Origin of the sequence: Pseudomonas sp. CFBP 8772 (assembly GCF_014841665.1) — a bacterium.
GTDB lineage: Bacteria > Pseudomonadota > Gammaproteobacteria > Pseudomonadales > Pseudomonadaceae > Aquipseudomonas > Aquipseudomonas graminis_B.
This window is the reverse complement of the sequence record NZ_JACYUI010000002.1, coordinates 506,951-526,562: the sequence shown is the minus strand read 5'-3', so window position 1 is coordinate 526,562 and position 19,612 is coordinate 506,951. Positions and strand designations below refer to the sequence as shown.

Annotated in this window: 15 protein-coding genes; 5 read left to right on the top strand and 10 right to left on the bottom strand. The window is 59.8% G+C overall.

Features of this window, described 5'->3' with window-relative positions; genetic code table 11:
• The first annotated feature begins 107 nt into the window (after nucleotides 1-107).
• The gene (serA, locus tag IFT99_RS06135) at nucleotides 108-1,337 is read left to right on the top strand and encodes a phosphoglycerate dehydrogenase (RefSeq protein WP_065987350.1); all 1,230 of its coding nucleotides are present in this window, start codon (nucleotides 108-110) and stop codon (nucleotides 1,335-1,337) included.
• A gap of 104 nt (nucleotides 1,338-1,441) precedes the next feature.
• On the opposite strand, the gene IFT99_RS06130 is transcribed toward serA, so the two are convergent.
• On the bottom strand, nucleotides 1,442-1,879 hold the full coding sequence (locus IFT99_RS06130) for a DUF4399 domain-containing protein (RefSeq protein ID WP_192130840.1): 438 nt from the start codon (nucleotides 1,877-1,879) through the stop codon (nucleotides 1,442-1,444).
• A 179-nt stretch (nucleotides 1,880-2,058) separates the two neighbouring features.
• Nucleotides 2,059-2,697, bottom strand: a complete 639-nt coding sequence (locus IFT99_RS06125) for a 2OG-Fe(II) oxygenase (RefSeq protein ID WP_065987352.1) — start codon at nucleotides 2,695-2,697, stop codon at nucleotides 2,059-2,061.
• Between the two features lie 195 nt (nucleotides 2,698-2,892).
• Between IFT99_RS06125 and IFT99_RS06120 the strand changes: the two genes are divergently transcribed.
• The gene (locus IFT99_RS06120) at nucleotides 2,893-3,633 is read left to right on the top strand and encodes a DUF2059 domain-containing protein (RefSeq protein WP_192130838.1); all 741 of its coding nucleotides are present in this window, start codon (nucleotides 2,893-2,895) and stop codon (nucleotides 3,631-3,633) included.
• A 134-nt stretch (nucleotides 3,634-3,767) separates the two neighbouring features.
• On the opposite strand, the gene IFT99_RS06115 is transcribed toward IFT99_RS06120, so the two are convergent.
• Nucleotides 3,768-4,709, bottom strand: a complete 942-nt coding sequence (locus IFT99_RS06115) for an alpha/beta hydrolase (RefSeq protein WP_192130836.1) — start codon at nucleotides 4,707-4,709, stop codon at nucleotides 3,768-3,770.
• Nucleotides 4,710-4,874: 165 nt separating this feature from the next.
• Here IFT99_RS06115 and IFT99_RS06110 point away from each other — a divergent pair, with 165 nt between their 5' ends.
• Together IFT99_RS06110 and IFT99_RS06105 are read left to right on the top strand one after the other, a co-directional pair.
• Nucleotides 4,875-7,292, top strand: coding sequence for a penicillin acylase family protein (locus tag IFT99_RS06110; RefSeq protein ID WP_192130834.1), 2,418 nt, complete (start codon nucleotides 4,875-4,877; stop codon nucleotides 7,290-7,292).
• Nucleotides 7,293-7,561: 269 nt separating this feature from the next.
• A protein-coding gene (locus IFT99_RS06105; RefSeq protein WP_197985867.1) for an IS3 family transposase occupies nucleotides 7,562-8,745 on the top strand; the annotation gives its coding sequence in 2 pieces (ribosomal slippage) (nucleotides 7,562-7,826 and nucleotides 7,826-8,745; 1,185 coding nt in all).
• A 394-nt stretch (nucleotides 8,746-9,139) separates the two neighbouring features.
• Here IFT99_RS06105 and IFT99_RS06100 read toward each other — a convergent pair.
• The 7 genes from IFT99_RS06100 to IFT99_RS06070 form a co-directional block, all read right to left on the bottom strand.
• Entirely contained in the window at nucleotides 9,140-10,030 is an 891-nt protein-coding gene (locus tag IFT99_RS06100) for an ABC transporter permease subunit (RefSeq protein ID WP_065987356.1), read from the bottom strand.
• Nucleotides 10,027-10,947: an ABC transporter permease subunit gene (locus IFT99_RS06095; RefSeq protein WP_065987357.1), complete on the bottom strand. Its 921-nt coding sequence runs from the start codon at nucleotides 10,945-10,947 to the stop codon at nucleotides 10,027-10,029. Before IFT99_RS06095 ends, IFT99_RS06100 begins: the two co-directional genes overlap by 4 nt.
• Complete coding sequence (potA, locus tag IFT99_RS06090; RefSeq protein ID WP_074889771.1) at nucleotides 10,944-12,086, bottom strand: polyamine ABC transporter ATP-binding protein; 1,143 nt, start codon at nucleotides 12,084-12,086, stop codon at nucleotides 10,944-10,946. Before potA ends, IFT99_RS06095 begins: the two co-directional genes overlap by 4 nt.
• A 56-nt stretch (nucleotides 12,087-12,142) precedes the next feature.
• Nucleotides 12,143-13,237 (bottom strand): polyamine ABC transporter substrate-binding protein, encoded by a 1,095-nt coding sequence (locus IFT99_RS06085; protein ID WP_065987359.1) that lies wholly within the window; start codon nucleotides 13,235-13,237, stop codon nucleotides 12,143-12,145.
• A 276-nt stretch (nucleotides 13,238-13,513) separates the two neighbouring features.
• Nucleotides 13,514-14,611 carry a polyamine ABC transporter substrate-binding protein gene (locus IFT99_RS06080; RefSeq protein WP_065987360.1) on the bottom strand — a complete coding sequence of 366 codons (1,098 nt, stop codon included), beginning with the start codon at nucleotides 14,609-14,611 and terminating at the stop codon, nucleotides 13,514-13,516.
• A gap of 73 nt (nucleotides 14,612-14,684) precedes the next feature.
• Nucleotides 14,685-16,049: an aspartate aminotransferase family protein gene (locus IFT99_RS06075; protein ID WP_192130832.1), complete on the bottom strand. Its 1,365-nt coding sequence runs from the start codon at nucleotides 16,047-16,049 to the stop codon at nucleotides 14,685-14,687.
• 71 nt (nucleotides 16,050-16,120) lie between these two features.
• Nucleotides 16,121-17,479, bottom strand: a complete 1,359-nt coding sequence (locus tag IFT99_RS06070) for a glutamine synthetase family protein (protein ID WP_037016227.1) — start codon at nucleotides 17,477-17,479, stop codon at nucleotides 16,121-16,123.
• A gap of 651 nt (nucleotides 17,480-18,130) precedes the next feature.
• Here IFT99_RS06070 and IFT99_RS06065 point away from each other — a divergent pair.
• Nucleotides 18,131-19,507: a glutamine synthetase family protein gene (locus IFT99_RS06065; protein ID WP_065987362.1), complete on the top strand. Its 1,377-nt coding sequence runs from the start codon at nucleotides 18,131-18,133 to the stop codon at nucleotides 19,505-19,507.
• The last annotated feature ends 105 nt before the right edge of the window (nucleotides 19,508-19,612 follow it).

Sequence of the window (19,612 nt, the reverse complement as noted above, 5' to 3'; positions counted from 1 at the left end):
TTCGCGGGGTGCATATGCTAGCATACGCCCCCCGCCAATCGAGCTTTCGGCCGATTTGCGCGCGCTTCACTTACTGCCATTTCTCTCCGGGACACAGGTTTACGCAGATGAGCAAGACTTCCCTCGACAAGAGCAAGATCAAGTTCCTTCTTCTCGAAGGCGTCCACCAGTCCGCGGTCGACGTCCTCAAGGCCGCCGGTTACACCAGCATTGAGTACCACACCAAGTCTCTGCCGGAAGCCGAACTGAAGGAAAAGATTGCCGACGCTCATTTCATCGGTATTCGTTCCCGCACCCAGCTGACTGAAGAACTGTTCGACAGCGCCAAGAAACTGGTCGCGGTCGGCTGCTTCTGCATCGGTACCAACCAGGTTGATCTGAACGCAGCCCGCGAACGCGGCATCGCTGTGTTCAACGCCCCCTACTCCAACACCCGTTCGGTGGCGGAGCTGGTGCTGGCCGAGGCCATCCTGTTGCTGCGCGGTATCCCGGAGAAGAACGCTTCCTGCCATCGCGGTGGCTGGATCAAGAGCGCAGCGAACTCGTTCGAAATTCGTGGCAAGAAGCTCGGCATCATCGGCTATGGCTCGATCGGTACTCAGCTGTCGGTCCTGGCTGAAGGCCTGGGCATGCAGGTGTACTTCTACGACACCCTGACCAAGCTGCCGCTGGGCAACGCCACTCAGGTATCGAGCCTGAACGAGCTGCTGGGCATGTCCGACATCGTCACCCTGCACGTTCCGGAAACCAACGAAACCCAGTGGATGATCGGCGAGAAAGAAATTCGCACGATGAAGAAGGGCGCCATCCTGATCAACGCAGCGCGCGGCACGGTGGTCGAGCTAGACGCCCTGGCTGAAGCGATCAAGGATCAGCACCTGATCGGCGCGGCCATCGACGTGTTCCCGGTCGAGCCCCGCTCCAACGACGACGTGTTCGAAAGCCCGCTGCGCGGCCTGGACAACGTGATCCTGACCCCGCACATCGGCGGCTCGACCGCTGAGGCCCAGGCCAACATCGGTCTGGAAGTGGCAGAGAAACTGGTCAAGTACAGCGACAACGGTACGTCGGTTTCTTCCGTCAACTTCCCGGAAGTGGCCCTGCCGGCTCACCCGGGCAAGCACCGCCTGCTGCACATCCACCAGAACATCCCGGGCGTACTGATGGAGATCAACAAGGTCTTCGCTGAAAACGGTATCAACATCTCCGGTCAGTTCCTGCAGACCAACGAGAAAGTCGGTTACGTGGTCATCGACGTTGACGCCGAGTACTCCGATCTGGCGCAAGAGAAACTGCAGCACATCAACGGCACCATCCGTAGCCGCGTTCTGTTCTAGGACGTTGGTTTCAGGGTGATAAAAAGGAGACCTTCGGGTCTCCTTTTTTTGTGCGCGAATCAGGCAACACGCCGGCTGTGCGCAAGACGCCCTTCTGCAACGTGTCATTTCACCGTGATGGTGATCTTCTGCGACTCGACCGGTGGATTCAGCGGAACGTGGTTCTTGTCGCCGACCAGCAGTTGCAGGGTGTGCTGACCCGGCGTGAGGTTCAGCTCGGTTTCGGTCTGGCCTTTGCCGAAGTGGCGGATGTTGTCGGTGGTCGGCAGCGGCGCGGTCATGTCGGGCTGATCCTTGACGTCGATCAGCAGGTGGTGATGACCGGTGTCCGGGACGTCCACACCGGCCGGGGCGACGCCCATGCCCTTGAGACCGAATTGCACCTTGAATGCGCCGTTGACGGTCGCGCCGTCCTTCGGCGAGATGATGTAAACCTCTGCGCCCGCTGGGGAGGCAGTACGCGGCATGTCGGCGGCCTGGGCCAGCAAGCTCGCCGCCAACAGCAGTCCGGTCAGGGCAGTTCTCGCGAATAACGTCTTCATGATTTCTCCGTTTTATCGATGTGCGGCTGGCGGGCTCGGGGCTTGAAGCCTCTTCATCCCGACAGCCAACCGCTCAGGAACGACCTTTACCTTAGCTGCGGTTGGACGCGAAGTATTTCGCTGAGTGGCGGGATGTAGAAGATTTCATGTTGGGCGGATGCAGACGGACAGCAAGCCAGTTACAACTCGAACGGCTCGTTCCCGCGCCGCCTGAACCAACCGGTCAGCGACAGCCGCTCACGGGTGGACGGCATGACTTCGTGGGGCATGTCGCCCGAGAGGAACACCACCAGACAGCCGCCGGTGGGCTGCACGTCATACTCGACGCCGTCCTTGAGGTACATCCGCAACTGGCCGCCGTGCTCCGGCAACCAGCCGTCGTTGAGATAAACAACCGCCGAGACCATGCGTTTGTCGTCATCGCGAAAACGGTCCACGTGCTTGAGATAGAAGGCCCCCGGCGGATAGAGCGCGAAGTGACTTTCGTAGTCCTCAAGGCCGAGAAACAGGCCTCGGTTCAGCGCCTGACGCAGGCTCTCCATCAGGTCCAGATAGCGATCGCACGGCTCGGCCTGCCCCGCTTCCAGCCACTGAATGTGATCGCCACGAATCCCCTCGCGAACCTCCTGCGCCGGCCCGCGCCCCACTGCGGCAGGCGCGAGCTCGCCCTGAACGGCACGCGTGCGGCATTCAAGCGCCAGCTCGCGGGTCAGGGTGTCGGGCAGGAAGATGTTCTGCTGCGACCAGCCACGCTCGGCCAAGTCGTCGACGATTCGCAACAGCAGCGGGTGATCAGGGGATATGCGCATGGCGCGCATAGTATCCATACGCCGATTAATCCGACAGGGCCTGCAGTCCGGCGAATGAGGAATATTTTTACGGGTTTGAATACGCCCGGCGGTTTTGCCCTACCGCTGATCGAACCTGAGGTTTTTAGCGGAGTCTGGCAAGTGTTAACTCGACAAATCCCCGCTGCCCCACCGAGAATGGCGGCCTGCCGACAGGAGTCTCTAATGCGCCGTCTGTTTTTCCTGCTGTTGATGTTCTGCACTTTGCCCGCCTGGGCAGACGGCCACGATCAGCTGTACACGCTCGCCGGCTGGCCGGAACAACGCGCTCATTTTGTCGATGCCCTCAAAGCCGCCCAGCAGCGTTACCGCAACAGCCTTCCACCGGCCGTGTTCGACGCTCTGGTGAGCAACAGCAATCAGCGTTTCGCGCCGCAGGCGATGGACCAGCGCGGGGAGCAAATGCTGCGCCAGACGCTGCAGGACCCGAACCCGGCGCTGCAGCTTTTCCAGTCGCCCCTTGGCCGCAAGATCGTCAATGCCGAGCTCACCGCCACGCGCCCGGACCAACTGGCCAAAAACGCCCAAGGCCTGCCGCACATTCAGGCGGATGACAATCGTCTGCTGATCATCGGCCACCTGGCCAACGCCCTTCCCGCCAAGGAAGCCGGCGCCGAGGTCAGCATGGCGATTGCTGGCGTCGCTGCCGACAGTCTGAGTTCGATGATTCCAGGCCTGATGGGTGGCGGAACGACCCAGGCGATGCTCGACAGTCAGCGTCAGCGGCTCATGGGGCAGATCGGCAAGGACGTGAACAACACGCTGCTTTATGTGTACCGCGACCTGTCGGACGGCGAGCTGGACGAGTTCGCGACCTTTGCCGAGTCCAACGAAGGCAAGGCCTATTACAAGGCGGCGCTGGCAGCCGTTCGCGCGGGATTGGCGGTCGGGCAGACGGTCAAATGACGTTGGTAGGACCGGCTTCAGCCGGGAAGGTGACTGTTGGCACACCCTCCATCCTCCGGTGTGACGACTCAGGCCTTCCCGGCTAAAGCCGGTCCTGCATTCGTTCTGTCAGCCGGCAAGCCGGCCTTGGAGCCCTACCCCATCCGCTGGGTCAGAAACTCAAAAAACCGCGCGCGCAGCTCCGGTGACTCGTTGACCAGATGGTGACGCGCTTCGGGCAACATGAAGATCTGCGGCTCGGCGAACTTGTCCTTGAGCACCGGCAGATTGTGTTTCCAGTCCACTGTCATGTCTGACTCGCCCTGCACGATCAGCGGGCTGCGGCGGCTGCGCGGCGCGCGTTCGATGCGCTCGATCCATTTCGCCAGCGCGCCCACCCACACCGTTGGCAAGCGTCGCGGCTGCAACGGGTCCGCGAGCAGAAAGGGCAGAAAGGTCGGGGCGTTTGAGTTTTCGCTGAAGCGCCGGTCGATGGCTTTGACGAAGCCGCGCAGCAGGTAATAGCTGAGTTTCGACAAGGCCCAGCCACGCGGTCTCACCAGCGGCGCCAGCAGGATGATCTGACCCTGCGCCGGGCTGGCGTCGCCATGATGAAGCAAGTGGTCGATGACAATCGCGCCGCCAGTGCTTTGCCCGCACAAGTGCCACGGCTTGGGCAGCGTGAGGCGCTCGGCTTCGACAAACAGCCGATCCAGCACCGCCTGATACTCCGCGAAGTCGGTAATGCTCGCCCGCGCCCCACTGGACAGTCCATGGCCCGGCAAGTCGCAGGCAATCACCGCCAGCCCAAGCCCCAACGCCCAGTCGATGACGTGACGGTACAGCCCGACGTGATCGTAAAAGCCGTGCATCAGCACCAGCGTCCCGACCGGCTGATCAGGCATCCACATCTGCGCGACGATGTCGTAGCCGCCCACTTCAACGCGCCCGATCCGGCTACTGGTCGCGCCATTGGGCCCGAGCGCATTCAAACCGTAGAAACGCTGATAAGCCTGGGCCTCTTCAGATGGCGCCTGCAACGTGCTCAGCGGCAAGAGCTCAGCACGCAAATGGTCGGGGTCGAACGTGTCGGACATCGGAATTCCAGATGGGGGAGTGTAGGAAGCGGCCGCACGGAAGTGTCATCTGTCCGCAGCGGCGTGGCAAGTTGCGCCACTTAAATCCATGGGCGCTCCGTCTACCCAGTCGCGAGACAAATCTGTAGCCTGCAAAACCTTCCCGATTCTCATTTGAGCCCCCGGATGAAACGCAGCCTTTACGTCGTCGTCGCAGTGTTGGTGCTCATCGGGGGCGCAGGCGCGTGGTACATCCACGGCAAGCAGCCGGTCCGCGATGGCGAGATGAGCCTCACCGGGCTGCAGGCCCCGGTCACCGTGCGTTACGACGAGCGGGGCGTGCCGCATATTCGCGCCGACAATCAGGACGATCTGTACCGCGCGCTGGGCTACGTCCACGCTCAGGACCGCCTGTTCCAGATGGAAATCCTGCGCAGGCTGGCGCGCGGGGAGCTCGCTGAAGTCCTTGGCCCCAAGCTGGTCAACACCGACAAGCTGTTCCGCAGCCTGCGCATCCGCGAACACGCCGATGCCTACGTCGCGCGCCAGGATAAAAACACGCCGGCGTGGAAGGCGCTGCAGGCGTATCTGGACGGCATCAATCAATACCAGGCGACGCATCCCAAACCGATCGAGTTCGACGTGCTGGGCATTCGCGAGCGGCCGTTCACGGCGCAAGACACCCTCAGCGTCGGCGGGTATCTGGCGTACAGCTTCGCGGCCGCTTTTCGCACCGAGCCGTTGATGACCTATGTGCGGGATCAACTGGGCCCGGAATACTTGAAAATCTTCGATCTGGACTGGCAGCCCAAAGGCGCGCTTGGGCAGTCTTCCGGGGGCAATCAAACGCCTGCGCTGACCGGCAACGACTGGGAAGGCCTCAATGACCTGGCGCTGCTCAGCCAGCAGGCACTGGAGAGAGCCGGCCTGCCGCAGTTCGAGGGTAGCAATGCCTGGGCGGTCTCCGGCAGCCGCACCCAGAGTGGCAAACCGCTGCTGGCGGGTGATCCGCACATTCGTTTCTCGGTACCGGCAGTCTGGTACGAAGCGCAGCTTACGGCGCCGGGCTTTGAGCTATACGGGCATTTTCAGGCGCTCAACCCCTTCGCCCTGCTCGGCCACAACCTGGACTTCGGCTGGAGCCTGACCATGTTCCAGAACGATGATCTGGACCTGATCGCCGAGAAAACCAACCCCGACAATCCCGATCAAGTCTGGTATCACGGCGCCTGGGTGGACATGACCTCCCGCACCGAACAGATCGAGGTCAAGGGCGAATCTCCCGTCATCCTGACCCTGCGGCAGTCACCCCACGGCCCGATCGTCAACGACGCGATGGGTGGCAATGGGGCGCAACAGCCGAGCGATACGCCGATTGCGATGTGGTGGTCGTTTCTCGAGTCGGACAACCCGATCCTCCAGGGCTTCTATGAAGCCAACCGCGCCGACACGCTGGACAAGATGCGCAGCGCCGCCGAGAAGATCCAGTCGCCGGGCCTGAACATCGTTTACGCCAATGCCAGGGGCGATATCGGCTGGTGGGCTGCGGCGCAACTGCCGAAGCGGCCTGCGGGGGTGAATCCGACGTTCATTCTCGACGGCGCCTCAGAGCAGGCTGACAAGAATGGCTTCTACCCTTTCAGCGCAAACCCGCAGGAAGAGAACCCGACACGGGGTTATATCGTCTCGGCGAACTTCCAGCCGGTGTCGCCTACGGGGATGGAGATTCCGGGCTATTACAATCTCCCCGAACGCGGTCGTCAGCTGAATAACCAACTGAGCAACGACAAGGTGAAATGGAATCTGGAGAACAGCAAAGCGCTGCAGCTCGGCACCCGGACGGATTACGCCGCACAGATGCTTACGCCGTTGATTCCGGTGCTGCGCCGGGTGGTGAGCGAGCCGGAGGAGCACGACTTGCTGGAGCGCATGGCGGCGTGGAACGGTGACTACTCAGTGGATTCGGTGGGGGCGACGCTGTTCAATCAGTTCCTGTTCAACCTGACCGATGAGGCTTTCCATGACGAGCTGAGCGACGGGCTGTTCACCACGCTGCTGTCGACCCGCCTCATTGACCTGGCGCTGCCGCGACTGGCGGCCGACGCGAATTCGCCGTGGTGGAACAATCGCCACTCTCGAGAGCCCGAGAGCCGCGACAACACGGTGAAGGTCGCCTGGCATGCCGCGGTCTCGCATTTGAAATCGCTGTACGGGCAGAACCCGGATGAATGGACGTGGGGCAAGGCGCACACGCTGACCCACGAACATCCGCTGGGCAAACAGCCGCCGCTGGACATGCTGTTCAATGTCGGGCCGTTCGCGGCGCCCGGTACCCATGAGGTGCCGAACAACCTGTCAGCGAGCCTGGGCCCCGCGCCGTGGCCGGTGACGTACGGGCCATCGACGCGCCGCCTCATCGACTTCGCCGACCCGGCCCATGCTCTGGGCATTAACCCGGTGGGCCAGAGCGGCGTGCTGTTCGACCAGCACTACGCCGATCAGGCGCAACGCTACGTCAACGGCGAGTACGTGCCGGAGCGGTTCAGTGAAGGGGATGTGGCGGGCAACAGCAAGGAAGTATTGAAGCTGGTGCCAGGGCGATAACCCATGAGACCTGTAGACCCGACTGGAGCCCCACTAACAGCATCGCGTGCATCCAGCGAGACCGGCTGGAACGCCAACTTGTGGGACCGGCTTTAGCCGGGAAGGCGTTGGGCGTTACGCTGCAAATCTATAGCGCACTCACCGGCCTGTTCCCGGCTGAAGCCGGTCCCACTAACAGCATCGCGTGCATCCAGCGAGACCGGCTTGCAGTGGTCTAATTTCCCCGGACACCTCGATAAGTGGAAAATACATTTATCGAGGTGTCTTTCATGACTAGAAAACGCAACAGGTTTGACGACAGCTACAAATTGGAAGTCGTAAAGATGGTCAAGGATCAGGGGCTGACCGTGCCCCAGGTTTGCCTGGACCAGAATCTCGGTGAGACGGCCGTGCGACGGTGGATCCGCCAATACGACGCTGAACAGTTGGGCCAGGCCGGGATAGGAAATCCGCTGACGGCCGAGCAGAAGCGCATTCGGCAGCTGGAGCAGGAAAACCGGCAGCTCAAAACGGACAACGACATCCTAAAAAAGGCTACCGCCTTCTTTGCCCGCGAACTGAAGTGACGTATCGGCTGGTTCGGCAGCTGCAACAGAAGGCTTATTCGGTGGCGCATGTCTGTCGTCTGCTGAACGTCAGTCGATCAGGGTTTTATGAGGCCCGTAGGCGTGCTCAAGCACCTGCTCCGCTAAGTTGTCCCGTTGTCGCGCAGCTTAAAGCATCGTTTGCGGCCAGTAACGGCTGCTCCGGCAGCCGCTCATTAAGCAAGGCTTTGCGGGCAGAGGGCATGCACGTAGGTCGCTATAAAGTCCGCCGCATGATGCGAGCCAACGGTTTACGCTCAGTCTGGAAGCGCAAGTTTGTGCACACGACTGACAGCAAACATAACTTGCCAATCGCCGAGAATGTGTTGAACCGTCAGTTTGAAATGCAGGCTGCGAACACCGCTTGGGTAGCCGACATTACCTACATACAAACCCGCAGCGGCTGGCTCTACCTGGCCGTCGTGCTGGACTTGTTCTCGCGCAAGATCGTGGGTTGGGCGATGGCCCCCAGCATGCCTGCAGAGCTGGTGTGCAGCGCAATGCAGATGGCCATAGCGCAGCGCCGACCGCCACCGGGCCTGATCGCCCACTCCGATCGCGGCAGCCAATATGCGAGCGCAATCTACAGATCGCTGCTGGCCAGGCACGGCATGCAGCAAAGCATGAGCCGTAAGGGCAACTGCTGGGACAATGCGGTGATGGAACGCTTCTTCCTGAGCCTGAAAATGGAGCGGGTATGGCGGCGCAATTACGCCAACCATGGCGAAGCGATACGCGACATCACTCAATACATCGTTGGGTATTACAACAACGAGCGGCTGCACTCAAAACTGGGGTATCTGCCACCGACCGTTTACGAACGGACGATGGCCTTGAAACAACCTATCGAGGTGTCCGGAATTAGTTGACCACTACAGCTGGAACGCCAACTTGTAGGACCGGCTTTAACCGGGAAGGCGTTGGGCGTTACGCCGCAAATCTATAGCGCACTCACCGGCCTCTTCCCGGCTAAAGCCGGTCCTACTAACAGCATCGCGTGCATCCGGTGAGACCGGCTGGAACGCCTACTTGTGGGACCGGCTTTAGCCGGGAAGGCGTTGGGCATTACGCTGCAAATCTATAGCGCACTCACCGGCCTCTTCCCGGCTGAAGCCGGTCCCACTAACAGCATCGCGTGCATCCAGCGAGGCCGGCTGGAACGCCAGCTTGTGGGACCGGCTTTAGCCGGGAAGGCATTGGGCGTTACGCTGCAAATCTATAGCGAACACACCGGCCTCTTCCCGGCTGAAGCCGGTCCTACTATCAAACCGACTCGACCACCTTCGCACGGCGTATGTCCGGCTGTTTCCAGCCGTCTGCGGCGGCTTCTTCGATGGCTTGCTGGATCGCGCGTTTGCGGTTGTTTTCCGCGCGGCGGCTGAAGAACCAGACTAGGAAGGTGGCAATCGACACCGCCAGCAGAATCAAGCTGGCAATCGCGTTGATCTCAGGCTTCACGCCCAGGCGCACTGCCGAGAACACTTCCATCGGCAGGGTTGTCGAGCCCGGGCCGGAGACGAAGCTCGCCAGCACCAGGTCGTCCAGCGACAGCGCGAAGGACATCATCGCCCCGGCTGCCAGCGATGGCGCGATCATCGGAATGGTGATCAAAAAGAACACCTTCCATGGCCGTGCACCCAGGTCCATTGCCGCTTCTTCGATGGACATGTCCAGCTCACGCAGACGCGCCGACACCACCACCGCCACATACGCCGCACAGAACGTCGTGTGAGCGATCCAGATGGTGACGATGCCACGCTCCTCGGGCCAGCCGAGCAACTGCGCCATCGCCACGAACAGCAGCAACAGCGACAGACCGGTAATCACTTCCGGCATCACCAGTGGCGCGGTGACCAGGCCGCCAAAGAACGTCTTGCCCTTGAATCGGGTGATGCGCGTCAGCACGAACGCCGCCATGGTGCCCAGCGCCACGGCAGCGATTGACGTGTAGAGGGCGATTTCCAGCGAGCGCATGACCGCGCTCATCAATTGCGTGTTGTCGAGCAGCCCGACATACCACTTCACCGACCAGCCACCCCAGACCGTTACCAGCTTGGAGGCGTTGAACGAGTAGATCACCAGAATGACCATGGGCGCGTAGATGAAGATCAGGCCCAGCACCAACATCAGGTTCGAGAATCGGAAGCCTCTCATGCCTTGCCCTCCAGCTCTTTGGCCTGACTGCGGTTGAACAGAATGATCGGGACGATGAGGATCAACAGCATCACCACCGCCAGCGACGACGCTACCGGCCAGTCACGGTTGTTGAAGAATTCCTGCCACAGCACTTTACCGATCATCAGCGTCTCGGGGCCGCCCAGCAGTTCGGGGATGACGAACTCGCCCACCACCGGAATGAACACCAACATGCAGCCGGCGATGATCCCGTTCTTGGACAGCGGCACAGTGATTTTCCAGAAGCTGTTGAAGGTGCTCGAACCCAGGTCCGATGCGGCTTCCAGCAGACTTTGATCGTGCTTCACCAGATTCGCGTACAGCGGCAGGATCATGAACGGCAGATACGAATACACGACGCCGATGTACACCGCGAGATTGGTGTTCAGGATCTGCAACGGCTCGCTGATCACGCCCAGCCACATCAGGAAAGCGTTGAGCAGGCCGTTGTTGCTGAGGATGCCCATCCATGCGTAGACGCGGATCAGGATCGCGGTCCAGGTCGGCATCATGATCAACAGCAGCAACACCGTCTGTATTTCTTTGCGGGCGATGGAGATGCCGTACGCCATCGGATAGCCGATCAACAAACACAACACCGTGCTGATGAACGCCATCTTCAACGAGCCGAGATACGCCGAGATGTACAGGTCGTCACTGGTCAGCAGCGCGTAGTTGGCGAAGTTGAGCACGATGTCGAGCTTCTGCTCGACGAAGGTGAAGATCTCGGTGTACGGCGGAATCGCCACATCGGCTTCAGCGAAGCTGATCTTGATAACGATCAGAAACGGCAGCGCGAAAAACAGAAACAGCCAAAGGAACGGCACGCCGATAACGGCCTGGCGCCCGGTGGGTTTTATTCGATTGAAAGCCCGTTTTATCTTTCGGATTTTCATGAGCGCAACACCACGCCGCTGTCGTCTTCCCACCAGACGAAGACTTCGTCGTCCCAGGTCGGCCGTGTGCCTTGGCGCTCGGCGTTGGCGACAAACGACTGCACCAGCTTGCCCGACGGCAGCTTCACATAGAACACCGAGTGACCGCCCAGATAGGCGATGTCGTGCACCTTGCCCCGGGACCAGTTGTGCTCGAACGACGGCTGTTCGGTGGTCACCAGCAGCTTTTCAGGGCGCAGCGCGTAGGTAATGCGCTTGTCTTCCACCGACGTGGTGACGCCGTGGCCGACATAGATCTTGCGCTCCAGCTCAGGGCTGCTGATCAGGGCGTGGCCTTCCATGTCTTCGATGACTTCACCGTCGAACAGGTTGACGTTACCGATGAACTCGCACACCAGGCGGCTGGTCGGCGTTTCGTAGATATCAATTGGGCTGCCGATCTGCGCGATCCAGCCCAAGTGCATGATCGCGATGCGCTCGGCCATGGTCATGGCCTCTTCCTGGTCGTGGGTCACCATCACGCAGGTCACGCCGACGCGCTCGATGATTTCCACCAATTCCAGCTGCATCTGCGAACGCAGTTTTTTGTCCAGCGCGCCCATGGGCTCGTCGAGTAGCAGCAGTTTCGGCTTCTTCGCCAGCGAACGCGCCAGTGCCACACGCTGACGCTGACCGCCGGACAACTGATGCGGCTTGCGCTTGGCGTACTGGGTCATCTGCACCAGCTTTAGCATCTCGGCCACGCGGGCCTCGACTTCGGCCTTGGGCAGCTTGTCCTGCTTGAGGCCGAAGGCGATATTGTCCGCCACGGTCATATGCGGAAACAACGCGTAGGACTGGAACATCATGTTGATCGGACGTTCGTACGGCGGCATGTCGGTGATGTCGACGCCGTCGAGGTAAATGCGCCCTTCGGTCGGGCGTTCGAAGCCGGCAAGCATGCGCAGCAGGGTCGATTTCCCCGAGCCGGAGCCGCCGAGCAGGGCAAAAATTTCACCCTTGTTGATCTGCAGAGACACGTCGTCCACAGCAATCGTCTCATCGAACTTCTTCGTGACCCGATCGATTTTGACCAGCACCTGTTTCGGTTGCTGACCACCCTCAAGGGATTTCTTGTAGGCGCCGGAGGCAACTGCCATGGGTGAAACTCCCAACTGTTTTTGCGCCCGGCCAATGGGGTCGGGCGCCAAGGTCTTTATTTACCGGTTTTGATCTTCGTCCAGCTGCGCGTCATGATGCGCTGGATCTTGGGCGGCAGCTCGGAGTTGACGTACAGGCGCGCCTGTATGTCCTTCGAAGGATAAACCGCCTCGTCGTTGCGAATGTCCTGATCCATCAAAGCGCCCGAAGCCGGGTTCGGGTTGGCGTAACCCACCTGGTCACTGACCTTGGCGATCACGTCGGGTTTGAGGATGTAGTTGATAAACGCGTGAGCGGCCTTCACGTCCGGCGCATCCGAAGGAATGGCGAGCATGTCGAACCACAGGTTGCCGCCCTCTTTCGGGATCGAGTAGGCAATCTTGACGCCCTTGCCGGCTTCTGCGGCACGGGCCTTGGCCTGGAAGACGTCACCGGAGAAACCGGCCGCGATGCAGATGTCGCCGTTGGCCAGGTCAGTGATGTACTTGGACGAGTTGAAATAGGTCACGTACGGGCGGACCTTGAGCAGCTTGGCTTCGGCCGCCTTGTAGTCTTTCTCGTCGGTGCTGTTCGGATTCATCCCCATGTAGTTGAGGACTGCGGGCAGCATCTCGTCAGCCGAGTCGAGGAACGCGACGCCACATTTCTGCAGCTTCTTGATGTTCTCGGGCTCGAACAGCGTGGCCCAGGAATCGATGGTGTCGACGCCCAGCACTTCCTTGATCTTGTCGACGTTGTAGCCGATGCCGTTGGTGCCCCACAGGTACGGCACGGCGTACTGGTTGCCCGGGTCGTTCTTCTCCAGGCGCTTGAGCAGTTCCGGGTCGAGGTTGGCGTAGTTGGGCAGCTGCGATTTGTCGAGCTTCTGAAACGCCCCGGCCTTGATCTGTTTGCCGAGGAAGTGATTGGACGGCACAACCACGTCATACCCGGTGTGGCCCGCCAGCAGCTTGCCTTCCAGGGTTTCGTTGGAGTCGAAGACGTCGTACTTGGTCTTGATCCCGGTGCTGGACGTGAAGTCCTCCAGCGTTGTGGTGCCGATGTAATCGGACCAGTTATAAATGCGAACGGTGGAATCCGCGTAGGCACCGGCAGCGAGCGTAAGCCCGGCCCCGAGTAGCAAGCCTTTTGAAAATAAAGAAATAGACACGTGTGCAGTCCTTTTTTAGTAGGTGGGCCTGTTGCCCGTACCGATGACAGTGACGACTGCCTGTGACACATCCGGCGCGCAACTTACCTTCGATAAACCCTTCTCGCAAAAAAACTTTTTGTGACGCGGGTGTCATGACGGCTGACGCAAAACCTGTAGGCGTGAGCTTGCTCGCGATTGCGGTGTGTCAGGCCTGCATTCATTTGAAGCAGTCAGCATTTGCGAGCAAGCTCGCTCCCACGGGTGCGCCGTACAGGACGGCGCACCCGGTCAGGCTTATTTACCCGATTTGATGTTGGTCCAGCTGCGGGTCATCAGGCGTTGAGTCGCCGCCGGCAAGTCGGCGATCGCGTACAACTTGGCCAGAACGTCCGCTGGCGGGTATACGCCCGGGTCAGACGTGATGTCCTTGTCGACGAACTCGGTGGCCGCCTTGTTGCCGTTCGGGAAGTGAACGGAGTTGGTGATTTCAGCCATTACCTTCGGTTGCAGGATGAAGTTCATGAACTTGTAGGCGCCTTCGACGTTTTCGGCATCTTTCGGGATGGCGACCATGTCGTAGAAGCTGCCTGCACCTTCTTTCGGAATGTTGTAGCTGACTTTGACCTTGCCACCCGCTTCTTCAGCGCGCGCCTTGGCCTGGTAGATGTCACCCGAGTAACCCACGGCGACGCAGATGTTGCCGTTGGCCAGGTCCGAGATGTACTTGGACGAGTGGAAGTAGGTGATCGAAGGACGAATCTTCTTGAACAGATCCTCGGCCTTCTGCAGGTCTTCCTTCTTCTGACTGTCGGTCGGCAGGCCCAGGTAATGCAGCGCCACTGGCAGCATTTCGGTTGGCGAGTCGAGGAAGCTGATCCCGCAGCCTTTCAGCTTGGCAGCGTTTTCCGGCTTGAACAGCAGGTCCCACGAGTTGACCGGTGCATCAGCGCCCAGGGCGGCTTTGACCTTTTCAGCGTTATAGCCGATGCCGATCGAGCCCCACATGTACGGGAATGCGTGCTTGTTGTCCGGGTCGCTGATCGACACAGCTTTCAACAAGGCAGGGTCGAGGTTTTTGTAATTTGGCAGCTTGGACTTGTCCAGCTCCTGGTAGACGCCGGCCTTGATCTGCTTGGCCAGGAAGTTGTTCGACGGTACGACGATGTCGTAACCCGACTTACCGGCCAGCAACTTGGCTTCCAGGGTCTCGTTGCTGTCAAACACGTCGTACACCACTTTGATGCCCGACTCTTTCTCGAAATCGGCGATGGTGTTGGGTGCGATGTAATCGGACCAGTTATAGACGTGCAGGACTTTGTCATCGGCGTGTGCAGCGGCGGCCACTGCGCCCATGAGGGACAAGGCCAGGAGGGTTTTGCCAAATTTCTTCATTCGTACGGCTCCAGTGTTTTTTATGTAAGCGGCGTCTAGACGGCGGACAGTCTGGCAATTTCCCGATAAAAATTCAGCCCTGCAATGACTCAAGCGTCAGGTCCAGGCACTTGCGCGCCTTTTCAATCAGCTCGTCGATCTCGGCGGAGGTAATCACCAACGGCGGCGAGATGATCATGGTGTCGCCCACGGCCCGCATGATCAGGCCATTGTTGAAGCAAAAAGTGCGGCAAATCATGCCTGCTCCTTTGCCGACATAGCGCTCCCGAGTGGACTTGTCTTTCACCAGTTCGATAGCGCCCAGCATGCCGACGCCCCGCACCTCACCCACCAGCGGGTGATCGCTCAGCTCGCGCAGACGCTTTTGCAAATAGGGTGCCGTTTGAGACTTCACCCGTTCGACGATCTTTTCTTCACTCAGAATGCGAATGTTCTCCAGCCCCACGGCTGCTGCCACCGGGTGACCGGAGTAGGTGAAACCGTGGTTGAAGTCGCCGCCCTCGTTCAGCACCTTGACCACTTCGTCGCGCACGATGACGCCACCCATGGGGATGTAGCCGGAGGTCAGGCCCTTGGCAATGGTCATGAGGTCAGGCTTGAGGTCGTAGAAGTCGCTGCCGAACCATTCGCCGGTGCGGCCAAAGCCACAGATGACTTCGTCGGCCACAAAGAGGATGTCGTATTTGGCCAGGATCTCTTTGATCTTCGGCCAGTAGGTGTCGGGCGGAACGATGACTCCGCCGGCGCCCTGAATCGGCTCGGCGATAAATGCGCCGACATTGTCCACGCCCAGTTCGAGAATCTTCTTCTCCAGCTGTTCGGCCGCCCAGACGCCGAACTCGTCGGGGGTCATGTCGCCGCCTTCACCGAACCAGTAAGGCTGCGGAATGTGCACGATGCCCGGAATCGGCAAATCGCCCTGCTCGTGCATGTAGGTCATGCCGCCCAGGCTCGCGCCGGCGACGGTCGAGCCGTGGTAACCGTTGACGCGGCTGATGATGACCTTCTTGCTCGGCTGGCCCTTGATCGCCCAGTAGTGACGCACCAGACGCAGCACCGTGTCGTTGCCTTCGGAGCCTGAACCGGTGAAGAACACGTGGTTCATGCCCTCGGGGGCAATGTCGGAAATGGCCTTGGCCAGTTGCAGTGCCGGCGGGTGAGCGGTCTGGAAGAACAGGTTGTAATAGGGCAGTTCGCGCATCTGCTTGCTGGCAGCATCCGCCAGTTCTTCGCGACCGTACCCGATAGCAACACACCAGAGCCCGGCCATGCCGTCGAGGATCTTGTTGCCTTCGCTGTCCCAGAGGTAAACGCCCTTGGCGTTGGTGATGATGCGCGGGCCTTTCTCTTTCAACTGCTTGAAATCGCTGAACGGCGCCAGGTGATGATCACTGCTGAGGGCTTGCCATTCGCGGGTTTGCGGGTTGTTGGAACTCATGAATCACTCCATTGTGGTATCGCGTGTGGAGCGCCGTCGACTCACTGGGAGTCCGGCGACGCCCCGGGACGTCAGACGGCAAAGAGCAGGAATTCCCGCTCCCACGAACTGATCACACGCTTGAAGTTCTCGTGCTCGGCGCGCTTGACCGCGACATAGCCGGTGATGAATTTCTTGCCGAGGTACTTCTCGACCGTCTTGCTGTTTTCCATGCGCTCCAGCGCGTCTTCGATGGTCAACGGCAAGCGCAGGTTGCGGCGTTCGTAACCACGACCGACCACGGGAGCACTGGGGTTGAGGCCCTCGACCATGCCGATGAAACCGCACAACAGGCTGGCGGCGATGGCCAGATACGGATTGGCATCGGCGCCGGGCAGACGGTTTTCCACGCGACGGTTCTGCGGGCCGGCATCGGGCACACGCAGGCCAACGGTGCGGTTTTCTTCGCCCCACTCCACGTTTACCGGCGCAGAGGTGTCCGGCAGGAAGCGGCGGAACGAGTTCACATTGGGCGCGAACAGCGGCAACAGCTCGGGGATCAACTTCTGCAGGCCACCGATGTGCTGCAGGAACAGCTGACTCATCGTGCCGTCTTCATTGGAGAAGATGTTTTTGCCGGTCTCGATGTCGATGATGCTCTGGTGCAAGTGCATGGCGCTGCCGGGCTCGCCGGTCATGGGCTTGGCCATGAAGGTCGCGGCCACATCGTGCTTGAGGGCGGCTTCGCGCATGGTGCGTTTGAACACCAGAATCTGGTCCGCCAGAGACAGCGCGTCGCCGTGACGGAAGTTGATCTCCATCTGCGCCGTGCCGTCTTCGTGGATCAGCGTGTCCAGGTCGAGGTTCTGCAGTTCGCACCAGTCGTAGACGTCTTCGAACAGCGGGTCGAATTCGTTGGCGGCCTCGATCGAGAACGACTGACGACCGGTTTCCGGACGACCCGAGCGACCCACCGGTGGCTGCAGCGGGTAGTCGGGGTCGTCGCTGCGCTTGGTCAGATAGAACTCCATCTCCGGCGCCACGATCGGCTGCCAGCCTTGGTCGGCATAGAGTTTGAGCACTTTCTTGAGGACGTTGCGCGGGGACAGCTCGATGGGGTTGCCTTGCTTGTCGTAGGTGTCGTGAATCACCTGCGCAGTCGGCTCGATGGCCCAGGGCACCAGAAACACCGCGCTCTGGTCAGGACGGCAAAACATGTCGATGTCTGCGGGGTCCAGCAATTCGTAGTAGATGTCGTCTTCGACGTAATCGCCCGTCACGGTCTGGAGCAATACGCTTTCCGGCAAGCGCATGCCCTTCTCGGCAATGAACTTGTTGGTCGGTGAAATCTTGCCCCGTGTGATACCGGTGAGGTCGGCGATCATGCACTCGACTTCGGTAATCCTGTGTTCTTTCAACCAATCGGTGAGCTGGTCGAGGTTGGTACTCATAAATACCTCAGGGTTTTAATTCCTGGTCGCCGTCATGGCGGTCAGGCGTTCTTTGAAGCGCTGGCGTCAGGGTGTCGCATGTTGAATTCAGGCATCGCCACATGCCTGGAAGACTCAAAGATAGTCGTGCTTGTGCAAAACGCGCGGTCGCGGATGCCGCAGACAGCCTGGGCCGGGTCAGTCAGCCGAAGCAAAAGACGCGCCCGGTGGAATGGGGGCGTGGATAAAGAGTAAGGTGTCGAGGTGCCACGCAGAGACATGCGCAGCGCCCGCCGCGCTGGCTGGACCGCTACACTGAAAGCGTGTGAAGTGAAAAGCCGGTGCCCGAATGGCTGAATGCAGGCGGTAAGGCCGATCAGCGGAAGGCGAAGCATGGGACCCCCGGTATTATTGCTGTTATGGGTTGCAATCGAGCTTAGCGTTGTTCATTTTTTTCCACAACACGCCCGTAAAAAATAAAACACGCCCTGCTCAAACCCGCAGTTTGCATCACGTTGAGTGCCTCCCATTTGCCCTAAAGTGCGGCGAAAATGGCTTTTTGGCGCCCTTTTAGGGCAAATCAGGGCTCCCTTGACTTCGTCTGGCCTTTCGGATTGACTGAAACCCGTAATGCTCGATGATTGATATTTTCAACAACAAAGGTGTTGCATCATGTCGGTACCCCCGCGTGCCGTTCAGCTCAACGAAGCGAACGCGTTCCTTAAGGAACATCCTGAGGTTCTATACGTTGACCTTCTGATTGCAGATATGAATGGAGTGGTGCGCGGCAAGCGCATCGAACGCACCAGCCTTCATAAGGTTTACGAGAAAGGCATCAACCTCCCAGCTTCCCTATTCGCACTGGATATCAACGGCTCGACGGTGGAAAGCACCGGTCTGGGTTTGGACATCGGTGACGCTGACCGAATCTGCTATCCAATTCCCGACACTCTCTGCAATGAGCCCTGGCAGAAGCGTCCTACCGCACAACTTCTGATGACCATGCACGAGCTGGAAGGCACGCCCTTCTTTGCCGATCCGCGCGAAGTGCTGCGCCAGGTTGTCAGCAAGTTCGACGAGATGGGCCTGACCATCTGCGCTGCATTCGAGCTTGAGTTCTACCTGATCGATCAGGAAAACGTGAACGGCCGCCCGCAACCGCCGCGCTCGCCTATTTCCGGCAAACGTCCGCACTCGACACAGGTTTACCTGATCGACGATCTGGACGAGTACGTCGACTGCCTCCAGGACATTCTGGAAGGTGCGAAAGAGCAAGGCATCCCTGCCGACGCGATCGTCAAGGAAAGTGCTCCGGCGCAGTTCGAAGTGAACCTGCACCACACCGCCGACGCGCTGAAAGCCTGTGATTATGCGGTGCTGCTCAAGCGCCTGATCAAGAACATCGCCTACGACCATGAGATGGACACCACCTTCATGGCCAAGCCTTACCCAGGCCAGGCAGGCAACGGTTTGCACGTGCACATTTCGATCCTTGATCGTGATGGCAAAAACATCTTCACCAGTGAGGATCCCGAGCAGAACGCCGCATTGCGTCATGCGATCGGCGGTGTGCTCGAGACCCTACCCGCGCAGATGGCGTTCCTGTGCCCGAACGTCAATTCGTACCGCCGGTTTGGTGCTCAATTCTACGTTCCGAACTCGCCGTGCTGGGGTCTGGACAACCGGACCGTGGCCGTGCGCGTACCGACCGGTACCGCCGATTCGGTCCGTATTGAACACCGGGTTGCCGGTGCGGATGCCAACCCGTATCTGCTGATGGCATCGGTGCTGGCAGGCATTCACCATGGCCTGACCAACCAGATCGAGCCCGGCCCGCCCGTGGAAGGCAACTCCTACGAGCAGAACGAGCAAAGCCTGCCGAACAACCTGCGTGATGCACTGCGCGAGCTGGACGACAGCGAAGTCATGGCCAAGTACATCGATCCGAAGTACATCGATATCTTCGTTGCGTGCAAGGAAAGTGAGCTGGAGGAGTTCGAGCACTCCATCTCTGACCTCGAGTACAACTGGTATCTGCACACGGTTTGATGGCTGCACGGGTTAAGAAAACGCCACCTTTTCGAGAGAATCGGTGGCGTTTTTCATTCATGAGCTGCGCGGACACCCTGTGGGACCGGCTTCAGCCGGGAAGGC

Excerpts from the sequence above, each read along its gene's own strand:
- potA (WP_074889771.1), bottom strand. The coding sequence starts at position 12,086 with ATGGCAGTTGCCTCCGGCGCCTACAAGAAATCCCTTGAGGGTGGTCAG.
- IFT99_RS06115 (WP_192130836.1), bottom strand. The coding sequence starts at position 4,709 with ATGTCCGACACGTTCGACCCCGACCATTTGCGTGCTGAGCTCTTGCCG.
- IFT99_RS06110 (WP_192130834.1), top strand. The coding sequence starts at position 4,875 with ATGAAACGCAGCCTTTACGTCGTCGTCGCAGTGTTGGTGCTCATCGGG.
- IFT99_RS06100 (WP_065987356.1), bottom strand. The coding sequence starts at position 10,030 with ATGAGAGGCTTCCGATTCTCGAACCTGATGTTGGTGCTGGGCCTGATC.
- IFT99_RS06080 (WP_065987360.1), bottom strand. The coding sequence starts at position 14,611 with ATGAAGAAATTTGGCAAAACCCTCCTGGCCTTGTCCCTCATGGGCGCA.
- IFT99_RS06065 (WP_065987362.1), top strand. The coding sequence starts at position 18,131 with ATGTCGGTACCCCCGCGTGCCGTTCAGCTCAACGAAGCGAACGCGTTC.
- IFT99_RS06130 (WP_192130840.1), bottom strand. The coding sequence starts at position 1,879 with ATGAAGACGTTATTCGCGAGAACTGCCCTGACCGGACTGCTGTTGGCG.
- IFT99_RS06120 (WP_192130838.1), top strand. The coding sequence starts at position 2,893 with ATGCGCCGTCTGTTTTTCCTGCTGTTGATGTTCTGCACTTTGCCCGCC.
- IFT99_RS06125 (WP_065987352.1), bottom strand. The coding sequence starts at position 2,697 with ATGCGCGCCATGCGCATATCCCCTGATCACCCGCTGCTGTTGCGAATC.
- IFT99_RS06075 (WP_192130832.1), bottom strand. The coding sequence starts at position 16,049 with ATGAGTTCCAACAACCCGCAAACCCGCGAATGGCAAGCCCTCAGCAGT.
- IFT99_RS06070 (WP_037016227.1), bottom strand. The coding sequence starts at position 17,479 with ATGAGTACCAACCTCGACCAGCTCACCGATTGGTTGAAAGAACACAGG.
- serA (WP_065987350.1), top strand. The coding sequence starts at position 108 with ATGAGCAAGACTTCCCTCGACAAGAGCAAGATCAAGTTCCTTCTTCTC.
- IFT99_RS06095 (WP_065987357.1), bottom strand. The coding sequence starts at position 10,947 with ATGAAAATCCGAAAGATAAAACGGGCTTTCAATCGAATAAAACCCACC.